The organism is Curtobacterium sp. AB7 (genome assembly GCF_044909335.1).
In the GTDB taxonomy this organism is placed as follows: domain Bacteria; phylum Actinomycetota; class Actinomycetes; order Actinomycetales; family Microbacteriaceae; genus Curtobacterium.
Window position 1 is genome coordinate 44,799 of sequence record NZ_JBIYED010000014.1, and the last position, 16,491, is coordinate 61,289.

Below are 16,491 nucleotides of genomic sequence, written 5' to 3' on the forward strand. Positions count from 1 at the left end.
TTCTTTCGTGCAGACAGTCATGGTTTACAGCGAGTCCGGTGGTGTGTCGAAGACGACGACCGCAGTGTCCATCGCGATGATCGCTGCAGAACGAGGTTTCAGGACGCTCCTTGTCGACTTGGATCCGCGGGCGGCTTCGACGAAGTGGCTCGACGTTGAACCATCGGGGGAGGGGCTGCACGTTGGTGCGATCCTCGGTAATGAGGAGCCGGAGGGGTGGGCTGAAGACCTGGCGGTGTCTACCGCCTGGTCGCCGAACCTCCGTGTCCTGCCGAGCGCGCGTAACGTGTCGAACCGCGAGGCTGACCGGGCCGATCATGCCGAGCTCCGCCTTCGCATGTCGCTCGAGGGCGTGCAGGCTGATCTTGTGGTCATCGACTGCCCCAACCGCCAGGGTGGCCCGTTGACCCTGGCGGCCCTCAACGCTGCCGACACCGTCGTCTACGCCGCTACCGCGACGAACGACGGCGTCGATGGGTTCAACGGCGCCCGGAAGACCGTGCAACAGTTCCGACACAGTCGAGAGCGCATCGGCGCTCCTGTGACGTTGACCGAGGCTGGCATCGTCGTCGGGGGGGTCCGGGAGACGATCATGTCCCGACCGGCCGTGGCGAGCATCGACGAGCTCCGCGACACAGGCATGCTCTTGGTGCCCCTCGTCCCAGAACGAGCGATCGTGCAGGAAGTACGTCTCACGGGTGAGTGGTACGGCAACTATAGGAAGGGTGCACCAGTGCTCGACGCGTACACCGCCATCGTGGATCAGGTGATTCGATGAGCGACCAAAAACCAGAGCGTCCTGGCGACCTCAGGACCCGGCGCCGACCTCAAGCTGCCGCAGACGAACGTGTCGACCCGGTCGACTACCGTCAGCCTGATACCGCTCCGACGGTGACCCCCAGTCCGGCACCGTTGCCAACGAGCAGCGCTCCGCCGGCACCGCGCCGCGGTCGCCCTCGGCGTGAGGTGACGGTCCCGTTCAGTACCCGCCTCGCCCTCGACGTGCAGGACCTGATCGACGCAGCGGTCGACAGCGGTGAGGGGACGATCCGCAACGTCGTCGAAGAGGCGATCCGCGAGAAGTACGGCCAGCAGTACGGGACCCTGCCTGCGGGCCGGTAGTAGTGCGAGCCCTCCGAGCGGTGATCCAACAGAACGGGCGGGATAACCAGTGGTTGTCCCGCCCGTTCTCCGTCTGCTTACGCCAGGCCCACACCGTTTAGGACTGCGAGCAGTACTGGTTGCAGTTCGTGTACGAGACACGCGTACGAGAACACGACTACGGCACTCCCATACGCGCCGCGGCTACGTCCGGCGTTGGACAGGCCCGTACAGTCAGCTGTACGATTGAGATGTCCGGTAAGTTTTCCCACTTCGGAATCCTTTACTTGATAAAATTACGCGAATTGATCCGGCCTCCCCAACGTGCGCTAACACGTTGAATCAGGGGGGCCGTTTCATGTACCCGGCTGGGCACTGTCCCATTCTACGGGCAGCCGTCGTGTCCAGCGGGGACTTTTGTTCACGCGAGGATGATTTCGCCCAGTCGATGCAGGGGGCGTAGGTTCGGATCCGCATGTACATGCCGATCCGGACGTGCACTCGGGTCATGTAAAGAGCAGCGTTCACCTGTGGAAAGCGACGGAGTCGTCGACTATGTGACCGACGACGACCTGATGATGTCGGCGCAGGGGCCGTGTTCTACTCGTCGACGCGGGGGAGGGTGAGATGCGGAACCGTGGTGACGGGGTGCCGGTCAAGAGATCGATACACGGTGGCGCGGCCGATGCCGAACAGCTCGACGAGCTCCGGTCGCCTCGGTAGCCGACCGGCAATCGGGCCGGCGTTCGCGCTTCTAGAAGGGCTATCCACTTGGCCTTCGCGTGATGATCGGTCGCTCATCAGGCCGCACGTCGTTGACGCGGCCGCCGGCCGCCGGCCGTCGAGGGTCGCGTAGGCGTGACGCTTGTCTGAGTATCCATCAAGGCCATTGCGGGTGGAGCCCCTCTCATCTGGGCTTTTCCTATCCGCCCCGTTTGGGGGTCGGGTACAACCACTCAGCTTCCTCATATGCTGCGTGAGCTGACAGCAACCCGTGCTGTCGATCACGTAGGGGGTTTTGTGCGCACACTGCTGCACGCTCCGCGCACGAGGAAGCGCAGCATCGCTGCTGCGACACTCGGCGCGCTCGCACTTGTTGGATCACTCCTTGTCGCCACACCGGCGCAGGCCATCAACGACACCGGAACCGGCGGCGTATTCGTTCCGGCCACTGGACGTGTTCTCGACACCAAGAACGGCGTCGGCGGCTACAGCACGCCGATGGAAGCTGGGAAGTACCGCACCATCAAGATCGCCGGTCTCGCGGGGATCCCCGACGACGGCTCGGTGGGCGCTGTGTCGTTGAACGCCACGGTCGGCGGTACCGCCGACAACGGCACACTGTTCGGCCGACCAAACGCGGACACGTCGCGGACGATGATGCTGGTCTACAACGACAACACTGGCGAATACGTCTCAAACTCGGCCATCGTCGCGGTGAACTCGGACGGCACGATTCAGGTCGCGACCGAGACCGCGTCGCGACTCATCCTCGACGTCCAGGGTTACTACACCAGTGGGGAGGACGGCACCGCTGCAGGCGGGTTCGTTCCGGTCGCAGGGAAACGGATCGTCGACACCCGAAGCGGACTCGGCGCGCCCAAGGCCGTCCTCACGCCCGGCAGCAGCATCGACGTGCAGGTTGCCGGACAGAATGGCGTCCCCGCGAATGCATCCGCAGCGGTCGTGAACCTCGTGCCGATCAGCACCGGTACTACCGACGGTTACCTCACCCCGTACCCAACTGGTGGTACCGTCCCGAAGAATTCCCTGCACTACGCGCCGTCGACGAACACGTCGATCCAGGCGCAGGTGCAGCTGTCTTCGTCAGGCAAGATGACGATCGCTAATCCCTCGGGCACTGCGAACCTCGTAGTCGACCTGCAGGGATACTTCACCGCTGCAGGCACCGCAGGTGCCACCTTCACCCCTGGTATCGGACGCGTGTACAACTCGACCGCAAGTGGCGAAGCAGCCCTCGCCGCGAACGAGACGCGTTCAATTCAGATCAGCGGCAAGGCGGGGCTTCCCGTTATGGGGTCCGGGATCAATGCTGTTGTCCTCACCCTCACGGCGTATCACGCCGGCAGTGATGGCCGTGCAGCCGTCTGGGCGGACGGCGCTGCCAAGCCCGACACCACCTCGATCAACTTCCGCGCTGGCGAGATCCGTACCAACACGGTCACCGTCCCCCTTGGAAGCAACGGCAAGATCAGCCTGAACAACGTCGCATCCGCTACTAATTACCTCATTGATGTCCAGGGGTGGTACTCAGATCCGAGTGTTGCGGCGATCACTTGTCCCGCCCCCTACACCGATGGCTCCTGGACTGGTGCGACTCCGGCTAGCGTGACCTGCACCGTGGTTGCGCCGCCCGCCACCGGCACTGGCGAGTACGTCGAGATCTCGACTCCTGCTGGTATCCAGGATGTGCCACTCTCGGCGTCCAGTTCGACCCGTACCGCCGTGAAGTTCGCTCCTGTGGCGGGTGAGAACGACATCTACGCCACGCTGGTCGACCAGGCTGAAAACGTAGTCAACGAAAACTCGTACTCGCTCGGATTCGGTGACTGGTCAAAGACCCCGCTCGCGCTGACTCCGGCTCCTGCCGCTACGTCCACGTTGCCGCTTTCGCTGCTTGCGCTCCCCGGTGATGGGGCCACGTTCTTCGATGACGCTGCGGTTGTGTACACAGTCTCTTCTAACGCTGATATGTCCAGCCCCCTCTGGACGAGTTCACAAAGCGCAACTGGAACCACCGTCCCTAACGGCGTTCTCGTCGATGGTGGAACCTACTACTGGACCGCTGCGGTTCGGGGCTCGACCGACTGGTTCGGTACCCAGGCTTCGGTCGTCACCGGGGCGCAACGAGTCACGATCAATGATCAGGCTGCTGCGCTCACCAGCGACCAGATCAACGGCATCCGAGACCAGATGTCCCAGCTCGGTATTGCCTCGAGCGACCAGGACAGCCTGATCCAGAAGATCAGCACCGGTCAGGCGCTCGACTCATCCGACCCGGACGCCGTACCCGTGCAGACCCTCGCCGAGACCAGCGAAGATGGCCAAACGACCACGACGAAGGTCTTTGCTGACGGTTCGCGATCCTCTGTCACCGAGGCTTCTGCGGAAGTAGTCTCGCCCCAAGGGGTGCAGGCCCGCTACGCAAAGCCCGCCCTGTCTGGATGCAAGTCTTCGGCAGGTTGGAAGGTCAACTGCAAGGTCGAAATCCGAGACCCGTACAGCAATGCGTTCTTCATCCTTGACTACCAGACGAGCTCGAAGGGCAAGGCAAAGGTCCGCGACGTTCGTCAGAAGACCTGCCACAACTGGATTGGCGGCTGCAGTGTTTGGGGTGGCATCAAGCGGAAGACGCAGAGTTCCGCTGGCCCCGCTTGGGCTGAGGTTAGCTTCAAGGCTGACATCCTCAAGCTCGGTCAGGTGGGGCAGGGAGCCTTCGGTATCCGCGTAACGAAGACCGCAACGACCTACTAGAATCCGCAGGGGGCAGGTCAGGCCTGTGCCGTCCCTGCCCCCTCCCAAGTACAGCAAGGATGCCTCCACTGGGGGCTCACGAAGGAGAACCAAGTGTTCGAATACACCATGACGGGTAGTACCTGGTGGATCACCGCAGTCGTGATCATCCTTGATGTCATCGCGCTGATTCAGGTTTGGCGGAGCGGCTTTGGCGCTCTCGCCAAGATCGCTTGGACTGCTCTGGTGGTTCTGTTCCCAATCCTCGGCGCCGTCGCGTGGTTCATTTGCTGGGTGGTCGTTTCGCTCCTCCGCCGCGCTCGCGCAGGTTCAACCATCTAGCGGCACATGACCAAAGCGCTGTCCGGTCTGCTCTTCTGAACAGATCTGGCAAAGGGCGAGATCCACATAGTGGTTCTCGCCCTTTCGCTTTGCTCGAATAGCTCCTAGACATCTTGGGTCGTCGCTGACGGGAGCCGATTTGATGCGTTAGCGCGTGAACTCGATGATGAAGTTATGTTCGCCGGCACCCCCGTAGGTGAGCGGGTTGTGCGCCTTGAAGCCGTCCTTGTTGAGGACCGTCGTGACCTGGTCGAGTTCGGCGGGGTTGTCGCCGACGTACCAGACGGTGCGCAGCCCGTCGGTCTCCTTCGCCGCGTTCACGGCGCCGTGCATGCGTGCGAAGAAGTAGTTCATGTCGGCCGCGCTCGTCTTTGTCCAGAGGTCCTTCAGCCTCTCTACGGATGACGGGTAAGCGATTGTCAGCTGGTCGGCGGGGCGGCGCATCTTGCCGAGGATGAGCCCGGCTGGTCCCCGCTCGTCTTGCCGCGCGTCGGTGAGCTCCTGCGCGGCGGTGGCGAGATCGGTGGTCTTCGGGGACGCGTACCGGATGCTCCACCACACCTGCCCGGCGGGGAGGACAAACGCGATCAGGAGCAGCCCGCTGATGATGCCCTTTGCGTAGGGCAGGAGGGCAACGATGCCGGCGGCGATGAGGATCGCGAGTGCCGGCGCGGAGTATGTGACGTAGCGGCCGACGTAGACCGGCTTGTAGAAGTACGACGCAGCGAGCAGCGCCACGGTGGGCAGGATCAGCCATGGCAACAGCACGACCAAAGCTTCCGTGCGGCGTCGGAGCGCGAATGCGACGCCGAGCAGGACCAGGAGCCACGAGACGAGGGCGACTGCGGTCACGAAGGACTTGGTGGTGGCAACGAGGGGGAAGTCGAAGAACTGAAGCCGCCATGCGTTCTCGATGGCGCCGTGCAGCGATGGGGCCTGCAGCCATCCGATCTGTCGAGATTGCGGCATCGCTGCGCGCACGAACGGCACCGTCGCGACACCAAGGATGACGATCGTCCACGCGGCGGCGGCGAGACCTATCCACCGTCGCTTGGGTGCGAACAGGAAGCGGACGAAGACCGTCAGAGCGTGCGCGGCAACGATGAGCGCCGCCCACAGGAACACCAACACGGACAGGTACGCGAACACCGCGTACAACAGCCACCAGAGCGTGATGAGCAGCGGGGGTTTCCGCGCGTCGGTGGAGTCCAGGGCGTGGACAAGCAGCACCGTGGTAAGTACCGCCAGCAGGAGCTCGAACGCTGGGGAGCGTCCGGAGGTGCCGGCGGAGGCGACGACGGGCAGCAGCGGCAGGATGATCGCGGAGATCGTTGCCGTGGCGAGGGAGAACAGCCGCTCGGCGAGGAGAACGACAAGCCCGCCTGCCAGTCCTATCGCCACCGCGGAAGGGAAGCGGAGAGTGAAGGGGCTGTACCCGACGACGTCGAACCAGACGTGCATGCCGACGTAGTACACGGCGTGCACCAGATCGATCCGGCCGATCAGATCCTGCAGTGCGTCCCACGACCGGGTCGACGCGGCGATGGTCGCCGTCTCATCCAGCCAGATCGTGCGGTGGGTGATTGCGATCAGGGTGATGAGCGTGCCGATAAGGGTGGCTCCACCGGCGATGACCCATCGGGCGTTCCGCGAGTGTCTCGCTTCACGTCAGCATGCACACGCGCCAGCGTATGGGAGGTCACATTCGAGCCCCGGCTGCGATGTCGGCGAGTGGTCGAGTGTTCAGCCGCGAACCCAAAGCATCAAGTCGGCTACGAATGGGAGTTCTTGCGGACGGACGGCAGCTTCCGGTGGTCCTTGACCAGGGAGCGGGTCTCGCGGATGCGACGGTCGATGCCCCACACCAGCGCCAGGCTCGGAAACCTATAGGTTTTCGAGACGCGACGGTGAGACAGTCGGCGGCTCGAGCGAGTCCAGTGTTTCGGCGAGTTCTGGTTGTCTCGGAAAGTCGTCTCGACGTTGATGGTGATTCGGTAGGTGGTTGTGGGGTTTTCTGAGACACTTGGCGGGTGAGGCTTCTCGGGTATACGCGTATCAGTACTGGAGCACAGGATGCAACGTTGCAGGTGGATGCGTTGGTTGCGGCTGGGGTGCAGGAGCGGGACATCTTCGCCGATGTGACGTCAGGTCGGAAGGAAGCTGCAGCGCGTCCGGGGATGGGGCGTCTGCTCGAGCACGCGACGGCCGGCGACACGGTGGTGGTGTGGCGGGTCGATCGACTCGGTCGGTCGTTGGTGGACGTGTTGAGCACGGTGGCGATGTTGGGGGAGCGGGGTATCGGTGTGCGGAGTGTGTCGGATGGGATTGATCCGGCGACGTCGACGGGGCGGCTGATGTTGAATCTGATGGCGACGTTGGCGGAGTACGAACGTGAGCTCATCGTCGAGCGCGTCACCGCTGGTATCGCGGCGGCACGTGAGTCGGGGACCAGGTTCGGCCGGCCGCCGTCGGACCCTGCGGTGATTGGTCGGAAGCTGTCAATCGTGAACGAGGCCCGCGCTGCCGGGCACACCGCGGCTGACGCTGCGAACCTGGTCGGTTGGTCACGGGCAACGCTGTATCGGCATCAAGCGCAGGTTGCAGCGTCGGCGGATAAATAACCGGTGCTCGCAGAAGGGTGGCTGATTGCAGCGGGGTCCTGGTGGCCCGTAACCGGGTGACGTAGTCTCGCGTTTGCTGCCCCGTGGTCCCTAGCTGCGGGAGCCCGACCCCCTGTTACCGGGCTGGCCTCGTCATGACCATTGCGTCGAACCCGACGGCGTCGTAGCGCGAGGGCGTCTGCTCAGACCCGAACCCGAAGTAGACGCCCTCGCTGCAAGAGGAATATCTCGCAGAAGCAAGATGATGCCTGATCGCGACCACCATCTTGCTCCCAGGGGGACCATGCGCCCGCGTCCGAGGACCTGTCAATGGTTCCGATCGGATGGGCGGAATGCTGCGCTTCCGGGATCACGGTCTACGGACGGGGTGATGGACATGGAAAATCGCCGGTAGGAGGAACCAGTCGACGGTCCCGTCTGACGGGGGCCGGGGCTGTGTGGGTGGGAGGTGCCGGTGCGCTTGGGGTGCACCGGCACCTCGGTGGTGGCCCTGACCCGAACAGGTCCACCGGTACCTACTGTGCCCTGATCCGTCGATCTGCGGGTAACTCACATATCGGTTGACGAAAGTTCACGCCAAGGTGTGCACGCGTGGCGGTGCTGACAAAAGAGCGCGGTGTCGGCTGGTCTTTCGGAGCCGGTCGGATGCTCCAAGGCCGTGGCCGGAGTTCGGTGCTTCGATCGCTAATCGGGTTCTGTGTGCCGTGATCTTGCTGCCCGCGTCCGGTGGTGTTCTCCGATTGCGGTGCGACACTGGCTGACATGACGACTTTCAGTGCGGTGACCGTCCTTGGTGCCGGTGTCCTCGGATCCCAGATCGCGTTCCAGACCGCCACGCACGGCGTCCCGGTCACCATTTACGACATCAATGATGATGCCGTCGCCGCGGGACGGCAGCGCTTGGACGCGATCGTTGAGCAGTACGTCGCTGACGTCGGTGAGGACCACCGCGCGGCCGCGACGGACGCTGCGGCAGGGATCGCGTTCGCGACGGATCTCGCGGCGGCGGTCGCCCATGCGGGCCTGGTGATCGAAGCTGTCCCGGAGCGCGTTGACCTCAAACGGGAGGTGTATCAGCAGCTCGCGGCAGTCGCGCCCGAGAAGACCGTGTTCGCCACGAACTCATCGACGCTGCTGCCGAGCGCGATCGCCGACGCAACAGGGCGCCCGGACCGGTTCCTCGCCTTGCACTTCGCCAACCACATCTGGCGGCAGAACACCGCCGAAGTGATGGGAACTGAGCAGACCGACCCTGCTGTGTACGAGCGAGTCGCGGCCTTCGCTGAAGAGATCGGCATGGTGCCGATCCGAGTCCGGAAAGAGCAGCCCGGCTACGTCCTCAACTCCCTCCTCGTCCCACTCCTCGACGCAGCATCCCAGCTTGTTGCACGCGGCGTCGCCGACCCGGAGACCGTGGACACGACCTGGCGGATCGGCACCGGCGCACCGGTCGGACCCTTCCAGATCTTTGACATCGTCGGCCTGCGGACAGCCCACGCCATCGCTAGCGCCTCACCGGACGAGGGCGCTCAGGCGTGGGCTGCGTACCTCCAGTCGGAGTACCTCGACAAGGGCAAGTACGGAGTCGAATCCGGTGAGGGGTTCTACCGATACCGCTGAACGAACCGCGGCTTCCCGAATCTGGGCTCATGAATGGCGCGGGCACTGATGCGGAACCTTTAGACCCGTGTACAGACCTGTTGCTCAAGGTCCGGAGCCCACCCCAGAACCACGCGGACAGCCCAACGACCCCGTGCGGCGTTAGGGCATACCCCATCGCATCCCGTCGCCGCGCCCCACATCTTGATCTGAGGGCGTTTCGACACTCGTGGCGCCATCCCGTGCGAAGCGCCAAAGGACCTGTTAGCTTGATGTTGGCCAAGGGGGAAAGCGTGCGTCGTTTCCAAGTAAATGAAGTGTTCGGCATTGGCGTCGGGAACCAAACGCCCGCTTACGTCGATCGCGGTAAGCTGGATAAGAAGTTTCAGGACGGGCTAAACGCAAACAGGCACGTAAGTGTCCATGGCGGGAGCAAACAAGGTAAGACGTGGCTTCGTAAACGCGGCTTGGCCTTCGAAGAGTCTTTGATTGTGCAGAGCACGATCACGTCGACGGCAGAGTCCCTGCTTGAAGAGGCTCTCTCGCAACTAGGAGTCACTGCTCGGCTGTCACGGACGACTGCCGGTGCTCTGTCGGGGGAAGTTCAAATCACCGCGGCCGCCAAAGCGGCGCTCGGGATTCCGTTGATCGGTAAAGGTGAAGCGACAGGGCAACTCGCGGCGAAAGGTGCTGGAGAACGCTCCTCGGAACTCGAAGAACAGTTCCTGGCTCAAACTGTCGCAAACTTAAATTGGGTAGCCGAGGCTATAAACCGGTCCGGTAAGCGTTTTGTCATCGAGGACTTCCATTATCTCCCAGAGGATCAGCAGCACGTCTTTGCATATTGGATGAAGGCTCTCGGGGAGTACGGCTGTCATTTGGTCGTCATTGGAGTCTGGGCACAGAGCCATCTCCTGACGTACTTCAATGGCGACCTGGATGGGCGTGTCGATGACATTCACTTGTCGTGGAGTGACGAGAACCTCACCGAGGTGCTGCAGCGCGGGTCGGCCGCGCTACGAGTCGAGTTCACGTCGGAGTTGATCGACGCGATTGTGAAGGATGCCTATGGTAATGTTGGGCTAGTGCACCGATTGGCTGCTCAAATTTGTGCCATCAATGACGTTGACAACCTCCCCGATGGCGCAGTCATCGGCGTAGATTCCTCATTGACTGAGGCGCGCCGTTCTGTTGCTGAACAAATGGCAGGCCGGTTCGAGACGTTCGCCGCCAACTTTGTTCGAGGTATGCGTCGTATGCCCGAGGGCTTAGTTGTCTATCTCCACCTGCTTCGTGCATTCACCGCAAGTGATGACGTCAGCTTGCTGGGAGACGGCATTGATTCCCGAGAACTGCTCGCGAGTATCAAAGCTGACGGACAGGGGATCCGAGGTAGCGATCTAACACAGGCGTTGGAACGTGTGGATCAGCTGCAGGTTAAGATTAAAGTGAGCCCGCCCGTGTTGACCTACCATCGAGTTGGCAAACGGGTTCAGTTGGTCGATCGTTCCTTTCTGTTTTTCAGAAAGTACGGCGAGCACACGTGGCCTTGGGATGATCCAGATGAGACCATCCAGAATGATCTTGCTGAAAGCACGCCACTGGATATTTTCGAAGGGTCGTGACGGCGGGAGAGTGCTCGTGGTCTGACATGGGAGGTCGGTATCGGCTGTCTGGTCGGGCGAACTCACCCGTCAGCGTCGGGACGCGTGCGCCTACAGGGGTGTCGAAGCGAGGTCGGGTCGTAAGCTGAAGCAATGTCAGCAGCACCTGCCGGTTGGTACGACGATAAGGATCCGCGGTTTGTCCGCTACTGGGATGGCCAGAGGTGGACCGAGCATGTGCAGCTCAAGAAGTCGGCGCCAGCTGATCGCGGTGGTCGACCTTCGGACGTCCGCGGGGCGGCCGCTCCGCAAACGCGACGTGCCGCCCGAGCAGCGGAGCAGCCGCCGCTCACGGCCGTCCCTGCGGCGCAGAACAAGCCGGTCGAGAAGTTGTCGAAGCGAGAGGCGCGAGAGCGTTTGCGTGCCGCCGAAGCCCGGATCGAGGCGGGTGAGGCGGTTGTCGCCCGCTACCAGATGCGCGCGTTCGATGATGTCGATGCGTACCGTGCCGAGCAAGAGGGTCAGCTCGCCGCCCTTCGAGCGGAGTTCGAGGCTGAGCAATCGGAAGCGCGCGAGCTGTGGGAGAAGGGACAGGCCGACGCGCGCGAACGGTTCGCCGCTGAGCAGGCGGCCGAGCGCCTCAAGAGCGAGCAAGCGGTTCGGACCGCTGAGGACCGCGTTCGTGCCGCTGAACAGCAAGCTCAGGCGGCACGCGCGACGAGCGACGAGATCAACGCGGGCATCAGTGCCCGAAGAGCAGAGCTGGTCGACTTGACCGCCGCGGTTGAACTCCAGGCGGTCGGGCTCTTTGACTTCGAGAACCCAGCTGCGTCGTCGACGGAGCTTGCGTCGAAGTTGGAGGCGCTGCGCTACCGCATCAAGAACGCGGTTCGCGACAAGCGCGCGGTGACGACGGCGCCACGGTTCACGTTCAACAACTCCGAAGCACAGGGTCGGAAGTTCATGACGGACATGGCGAAGGTGCTGCTGCGTGCCTACAACGCGGAAGCGGAGAACGCCATCAAGGCCACTCGAGCTGGCAACTTGCACGTCGCGCAGACGCGGCTCAGCAAGGCAGCGGAGCAGATCGCGAAGAGCGGCACCATGATCGATCTTCGCATCGAACCGAGCTACCACCAGATGCGACTTGAGGAGATCGCCCTCGCCAACGAGCACCTCCAGACGGTGCAGGCGGAAAAGGAGCGCGAGCGAGAACGTCGAGCAGAACTCCGCGAGCAGCAGCGTGCCGCCGCTGAACTGCAAGCCGAGCACGACCGGCTCGAGAAGGAACGCCAGCACTACCTCTCCACCCTCGCTGCCTTGCAGGCAAACGGCGACGCGGAAGGTGCCGCTCGCGTCCAAGCGCGGCTCGAGGACGTCGACCGCGCCATCACCGATGTCGACTATCGAGCAGCAAATGTCCGAGCGGGCTACGTGTACGTGATCTCCAACGTCGGGGCGTTCGGGGAACGCATGGTGAAGATCGGCATGACGCGGCGCCTGAAACCAATGGACCGGGTCATCGAACTCGGCGACGCGTCAGTGCCGTTCCGCTTCGACGTGCACGCGTTGTTCTTCGCTGACGACGCCGTCGGAGTGGAGACGATGCTGCACCAGACATTCGCGAACCAGCGGGTGAACAAGGTGAACCTCCGACGCGAGTTCTTCTACGTCACGCCGGCCGAAGTGCTCGACGCCCTCAAGAGCCATGCAGTCGAGGTGGTCGAGTACACCGTGGAACCCGTCGCGGAAGAGTTCCGGACAAGCGAGCTGGCGGCTGACACTCTCACACCAGCGCCTCCGAGCGGCGGATCGTTGTCGTACGTGGGATCCGTCGCGTCAGCCGAAGACTGACTTGGCTGAGGCGCATTCAGCGAGGCATGCCCACGCCAGCTGACATAAGAGCGCGGTATCGGCCATGGACGAGAACAGCCGGCCACCCGAGTGGTGGCCGGCCGTTCTGTGCCTGGGGGAGTGGCGTCAATGTGTGGCGTCGTACGCGTCACGGACGGCCTGACTGATACGGCCACGTGAGGAGACATCCTCAGCGTCCACAGCCCGGAACGGCTCCTCGAAGTCGCCGCCGAACTCAACAGGCGACCCCGCAAAACGCTCGGCTACCGGACCCCAGCAGAAGCCTTCGAGCAGCTACTCTCGGACCCGAAACAACCACCCGTTGCAACGACCCCTTGAAACCGCCACCGGCTATCGAGACGGGCAGGGCTGTTTCGCGTGCAGCTGGAGTGCCGTCCTGTACCTGAGGCTTCGTCGTAGACCGATAGGCTCATCGAGGTGTGACGCCCCGTCCGCACTACCTCGCGCCCAGGAGGACGCCCGTGATGTCTGCCCGCCTTCGGACAGTAGGGGGCGTCGTCTCGTCACTGGTCTCCTGCCTCCTCATGGCCTCCTGCGCGACCGCCCCACGCGCCTCCGTCGTCCCACCTGACGGTGGGCGGCACTCCGAGCTCACCACCGCCGATGCGGACGCGTGGCTTGACGGTCTGGTCCCGGCCGCTTTGGAGCGGGAGGGCATCGTCGGCGCAACCGTCGCCGTCGTCAGTGACGGGGAGGTCGTCACCGAACGTGGCTGGGGCTGGTCCGACCTCGGCGACGATCGGTCGGAGCGACGTCCTGTCGACCCTGACCGCACCCTCTTCCGCATCGGGTCGGTTTCAAAGGTCGTCACGGCGACCGTCGTCATGTCGCTCGTCGAGGAGGGGGTTCTCGACCTGGACGAGCCCGTGCAGGACAGCATTGACGTCACCCTGCCCCGGTCGTTCGACCGTCCCGTGACCCTGCGGCACCTGCTGACCCACACCGCGGGCTTCGAGGACGAGCTGACCGGCGTGATCGCCGGCCCAGGGGAAGGCCCGACGTCGCTGCGGGACGCGGTGGCCGTCGACCCGCCCGAGCAGATCTTCGAACCCGGCACGACCCCCGCGTACTCGAACTGGTCGAACGGGGTCGCGGCTTACGTCGCCGAGCAGGTCACCGGGCGCCCGTGGGCCGACCTCGTGCAGGAGCGGGTGTTCGACCCCGCCCAGATGAAGTCAGCGACGCTGGACCAGCCCCTAACCGCCGACGACGCCGCCGTGGTCTCCGGGGGCTGGGACGCCGCCGGAGCTGCGGCGGTGCCCTTCGAGATCGTCTCGCCAGCACCCGCCGGCGCCGTGTCGGCTACGGCATCGGACATGAGCGCGTTCATGCTCGCCCAGCTCGGCCACGCAGACGACATGCTGACCCCGCAGACCCTCGAGGAGATGCACGCCCCTGCCCTCGGGCGCGACGACCTCGGTGGGCTCGCTGCCGGGCCGCGCATGACGCTCGGCCTATTCGAGGAGGACCGGAACGGACATCGGGTCCTCGGCCACGGCGGCGACCTCACGGCGTTCCACGCCCAAATGGACCTCTGGCCCGACGACGATGCCGGCATCTACGTCTCCCTCAACAGCACGGGGGCACGAGGCGATGCCACGACCGCCGTACGCGAAGCCCTCGTGCAGGGGTTCGCCGACCGGTGGTTCCCGGCCGACACCACGGAGACGACGGCGGTGACTGCCACGGAGACCGCCGCAGAACACGCCGATGCCCTCGTGGGCAGCTACCAGGTGTCGCGGCGCGCGGAGACGACCTTCCTCCGGCTCTTCTACGCCCTGTCGGCGGTGGACATCTCCCGTGGTCGCGGCGACTCCGTGTCGATCTCGGCCCTCACGGACACGTCCGGGGCCCCGGTGGAGTTCGTTGAGGTCGAGCCGTGGGTCTGGCAGGAGGTCGACGGCGACCGGCGAGTGGCCGTCGACCAGGTCGACGGTGCCGTCCAGGCCGTCGGGCTGAACCCCGCCTTCACCCTGCAACCGATGCCGATGACGCGGCAGGTGCTGCCCCTCGTGCTCTTCGCATCCCTGGCCGTGCTGCTGCTGGCGCTGGTGGGCACCGTCGTCGCGGTCGTACGTCGGCTGTGGTCCGGGCGCCGGCCGGTTGGATCGCTCCCGTCGCGCGTGAACACGATTAGCCGAGCCGGAGTCGCCGTCTCGCTGGTGGCCCTCGTTGCCGCCGGCGTGCTCTGGGCCTCGGTCGCGGGCGCCTTGCTCAACGACGCCGGACCACCTGCTGCGTTCGTGGTGCGATCAGCGCAGGTCCTGACGGCCGTCGCCATGGCCGGGGTGTTGCCGGCGACGGTGGTGCTCTTCTGGCGGGTGCGGCGTGCGCCCGCTGCGCGGGCTGCCGGGGGTGGGGCGCCTCTGCGTCTCCGGCAGGTCGTCGCGGTCACCGGGCACGCGCTGTTGGTGCTCGCGTTCATCGGTCTCGGCTACGCCGCTGTAACCGGTGGGCTTCTGCTCCCCAACATCTCCTACTGACACGCGGCAGCACCGCCAGCCGTCGGCCTCAAGGCCGTTGCATCTCCCCATGCCGCCGACAGAGGCAACCTGTCAGCGTGTGCGACGAACACGGGGCGCACCTCGATAGCTGATCGGCTATTGAGACAGGGCCGCAGCACTTGGGCACGCTTCGCAGACGGGCGCCCCTCTTCCGCAGCAAGCAACGGTGTCGGTGGGCCTCTCTAGGGTCACGTTCCGTGAGGATCCTCCTGCTATCTCGTAACACCGGGGCGATCCTGCCCTTCCTGATCGGATCGAACCGCGCAAAGGCGCCGCTCGATGGGTTTCGAATCGCCTATATCGACGACGCGCAGCAATCGTTCGCGGGCGCTGCGTTTGTCGAAGCGGAACGTGCAGCCCTCGAGGAGCTTGCAGGCCACATCGTCCCCGTCACAGCACGAGGAACCGTGACCCACCGGTTCGACCAGATCCTCGAGGACGTCGACGCCGTGTATGTGGCCAGCGGAAGTACCTTTGCCCTCCTGGAAGCGCTGCGTGAGAGTGGGAACGCCGCCGCGCTGGTCGAGCGCGTTCGGGCCGGTCTGCCGTACATCGGTGCAAGCGCCGGCTCGATCATCGCCGGACCCGACGTAACCCCAGCATCCTTGATCGATGATCCTGCTGATGGGCCCGCGCTCACCGACTACGCCGGACTCGCGCTGATCGACCAGACGGTCATCCCGCACGCGGACGGCCTCCTGCCCCTGTACCCACCGGAACTCATCCAGAAGACCCTCGACACATACCGTGGCTCCTACGCCCTGACCCCACTCAACGATGACCAGGCTCTGCTCATGGACAGCGGGCGACTGAGCGTCATCCGATCTGACCGCTGTCGGCTGACCGGCCCTTGTCCCGGTTGAGGATCGGCTATCGGACGGTGTGAACGACTTCGACGCTCATCGAGTGACTTGTAGCTCGATATCGCGCGAGCGCAACCTTGGCTTCGGTGATGTCGCCGAACCCAGTGTGCCTGTGTCGTTGGACGTATTCGGCCGCCCGGGGTTCGGGGACTTCTTCCCGGTGGACGCTGATGGAGATGTGTGCGGTGTCTCGAACGAACGCCATCGGCGGCGCGACGCCGTCGTGTAGGTCCGCTGCTGCCTGACGCATCTTTCGTCGGATCGGAAGCAGCGTTTCGTCGTCGAAGCCCCGAACGAAAACGCCGGAAGGCGAGCCACCGAGCCCAACCAGCCGAATGTTGACCTCCAGCAGATCCCGGGCTCGATCGACCGCGTCGACGTAGTGCTCAATCGTCGTCTGCGCGACCTTGTCGCGGTATGGCTCGAGGCTCGTGACGGTCAGGTGCAGGTCGGCGGCGTTGTAGATGTAGTGCTTGCCGGCATAGAGGCTGCCGATTCCAGCGGAGGC

General features: G+C 64.2%; 11 protein-coding genes and 1 pseudogene. 11 read left to right on the plus strand and 1 reads right to left on the minus strand.

Going from position 1 to position 16,491, the window contains the following annotated elements; all coding sequences use genetic code 11:
* Nucleotides 1-7 precede the first annotated feature (7 nt).
* The 4 genes from ABH929_RS18025 to ABH929_RS18040 all read left to right on the plus strand — a co-directional run bounded on the left by ABH929_RS18025 (nucleotide 8) and on the right by ABH929_RS18040 (nucleotide 4,917).
* Nucleotides 8-778: a ParA family protein gene (locus ABH929_RS18025; RefSeq protein WP_404562219.1), complete on the plus strand. Its 771-nt coding sequence runs from the start codon at nucleotides 8-10 to the stop codon at nucleotides 776-778.
* A gap of 188 nt (nucleotides 779-966) precedes the next feature.
* Complete coding sequence (locus tag ABH929_RS18030) at nucleotides 967-1,122, plus strand: hypothetical protein (protein ID WP_404562221.1); 156 nt, start codon at nucleotides 967-969, stop codon at nucleotides 1,120-1,122.
* 948 nt (nucleotides 1,123-2,070) lie between these two features.
* Nucleotides 2,071-4,596, plus strand: coding sequence for a hypothetical protein (locus ABH929_RS18035; RefSeq protein ID WP_404562222.1), 2,526 nt, complete (start codon nucleotides 2,071-2,073; stop codon nucleotides 4,594-4,596).
* Between the two features lie 93 nt (nucleotides 4,597-4,689).
* Nucleotides 4,690-4,917, plus strand: a complete 228-nt coding sequence (locus ABH929_RS18040; protein WP_404562223.1) for a PLDc N-terminal domain-containing protein — start codon at nucleotides 4,690-4,692, stop codon at nucleotides 4,915-4,917.
* A 147-nt stretch (nucleotides 4,918-5,064) separates the two neighbouring features.
* On the opposite strand, the gene ABH929_RS18045 is transcribed toward ABH929_RS18040, so the two are convergent.
* Entirely contained in the window at nucleotides 5,065-6,402 is a 1,338-nt protein-coding gene (locus tag ABH929_RS18045) for a hypothetical protein (protein WP_404562224.1), read from the minus strand.
* 545 nt (nucleotides 6,403-6,947) lie between these two features.
* Between ABH929_RS18045 and ABH929_RS18050 the strand changes: the two genes are divergently transcribed.
* The 7 genes and pseudogenes from ABH929_RS18050 to ABH929_RS18080 all read left to right on the plus strand — a co-directional run bounded on the left by ABH929_RS18050 (nucleotide 6,948) and on the right by ABH929_RS18080 (nucleotide 15,983).
* A complete protein-coding gene (locus ABH929_RS18050) occupies nucleotides 6,948-7,538 on the plus strand; it encodes a recombinase family protein (protein WP_404562225.1) in 591 nt (196 codons plus the stop codon).
* A gap of 762 nt (nucleotides 7,539-8,300) precedes the next feature.
* Nucleotides 8,301-9,158: a 3-hydroxyacyl-CoA dehydrogenase gene (locus ABH929_RS18055; RefSeq protein WP_404562226.1), complete on the plus strand. Its 858-nt coding sequence runs from the start codon at nucleotides 8,301-8,303 to the stop codon at nucleotides 9,156-9,158.
* Nucleotides 9,159-9,406: 248 nt separating this feature from the next.
* Nucleotides 9,407-10,762, plus strand: a complete 1,356-nt coding sequence (locus ABH929_RS18060) for a hypothetical protein (protein ID WP_404562227.1) — start codon at nucleotides 9,407-9,409, stop codon at nucleotides 10,760-10,762.
* Nucleotides 10,763-10,894: 132 nt separating this feature from the next.
* On the plus strand, nucleotides 10,895-12,595 hold the full coding sequence (locus tag ABH929_RS18065) for a DUF4041 domain-containing protein (RefSeq protein WP_404562228.1): 1,701 nt from the start codon (nucleotides 10,895-10,897) through the stop codon (nucleotides 12,593-12,595).
* A 180-nt stretch (nucleotides 12,596-12,775) separates the two neighbouring features.
* Nucleotides 12,776-12,934: pseudogene (locus tag ABH929_RS18070) on the plus strand (IS30 family transposase); the annotation flags it as partial.
* A 206-nt stretch (nucleotides 12,935-13,140) separates the two neighbouring features.
* Complete coding sequence (locus ABH929_RS18075; RefSeq protein WP_404562229.1) at nucleotides 13,141-15,099, plus strand: serine hydrolase domain-containing protein; 1,959 nt, start codon at nucleotides 13,141-13,143, stop codon at nucleotides 15,097-15,099.
* Between the two features lie 218 nt (nucleotides 15,100-15,317).
* Nucleotides 15,318-15,983: a Type 1 glutamine amidotransferase-like domain-containing protein gene (locus ABH929_RS18080; RefSeq protein ID WP_404562230.1), complete on the plus strand. Its 666-nt coding sequence runs from the start codon at nucleotides 15,318-15,320 to the stop codon at nucleotides 15,981-15,983.
* Nucleotides 15,984-16,491: the final 508 nt, after the last annotated feature.

Coding starts and splice junctions, on each gene's coding strand:
- ABH929_RS18075 (WP_404562229.1), top strand. CDS start 13,141: ATGGCCTCCTGCGCGACCGCCCCACGCGCCTCCGTCGTCCCACCTGAC.
- ABH929_RS18055 (WP_404562226.1), top strand. CDS start 8,301: ATGACGACTTTCAGTGCGGTGACCGTCCTTGGTGCCGGTGTCCTCGGA.
- ABH929_RS18035 (WP_404562222.1), top strand. CDS start 2,071: ATGCTGCGTGAGCTGACAGCAACCCGTGCTGTCGATCACGTAGGGGGT.
- ABH929_RS18065 (WP_404562228.1), top strand. CDS start 10,895: ATGTCAGCAGCACCTGCCGGTTGGTACGACGATAAGGATCCGCGGTTT.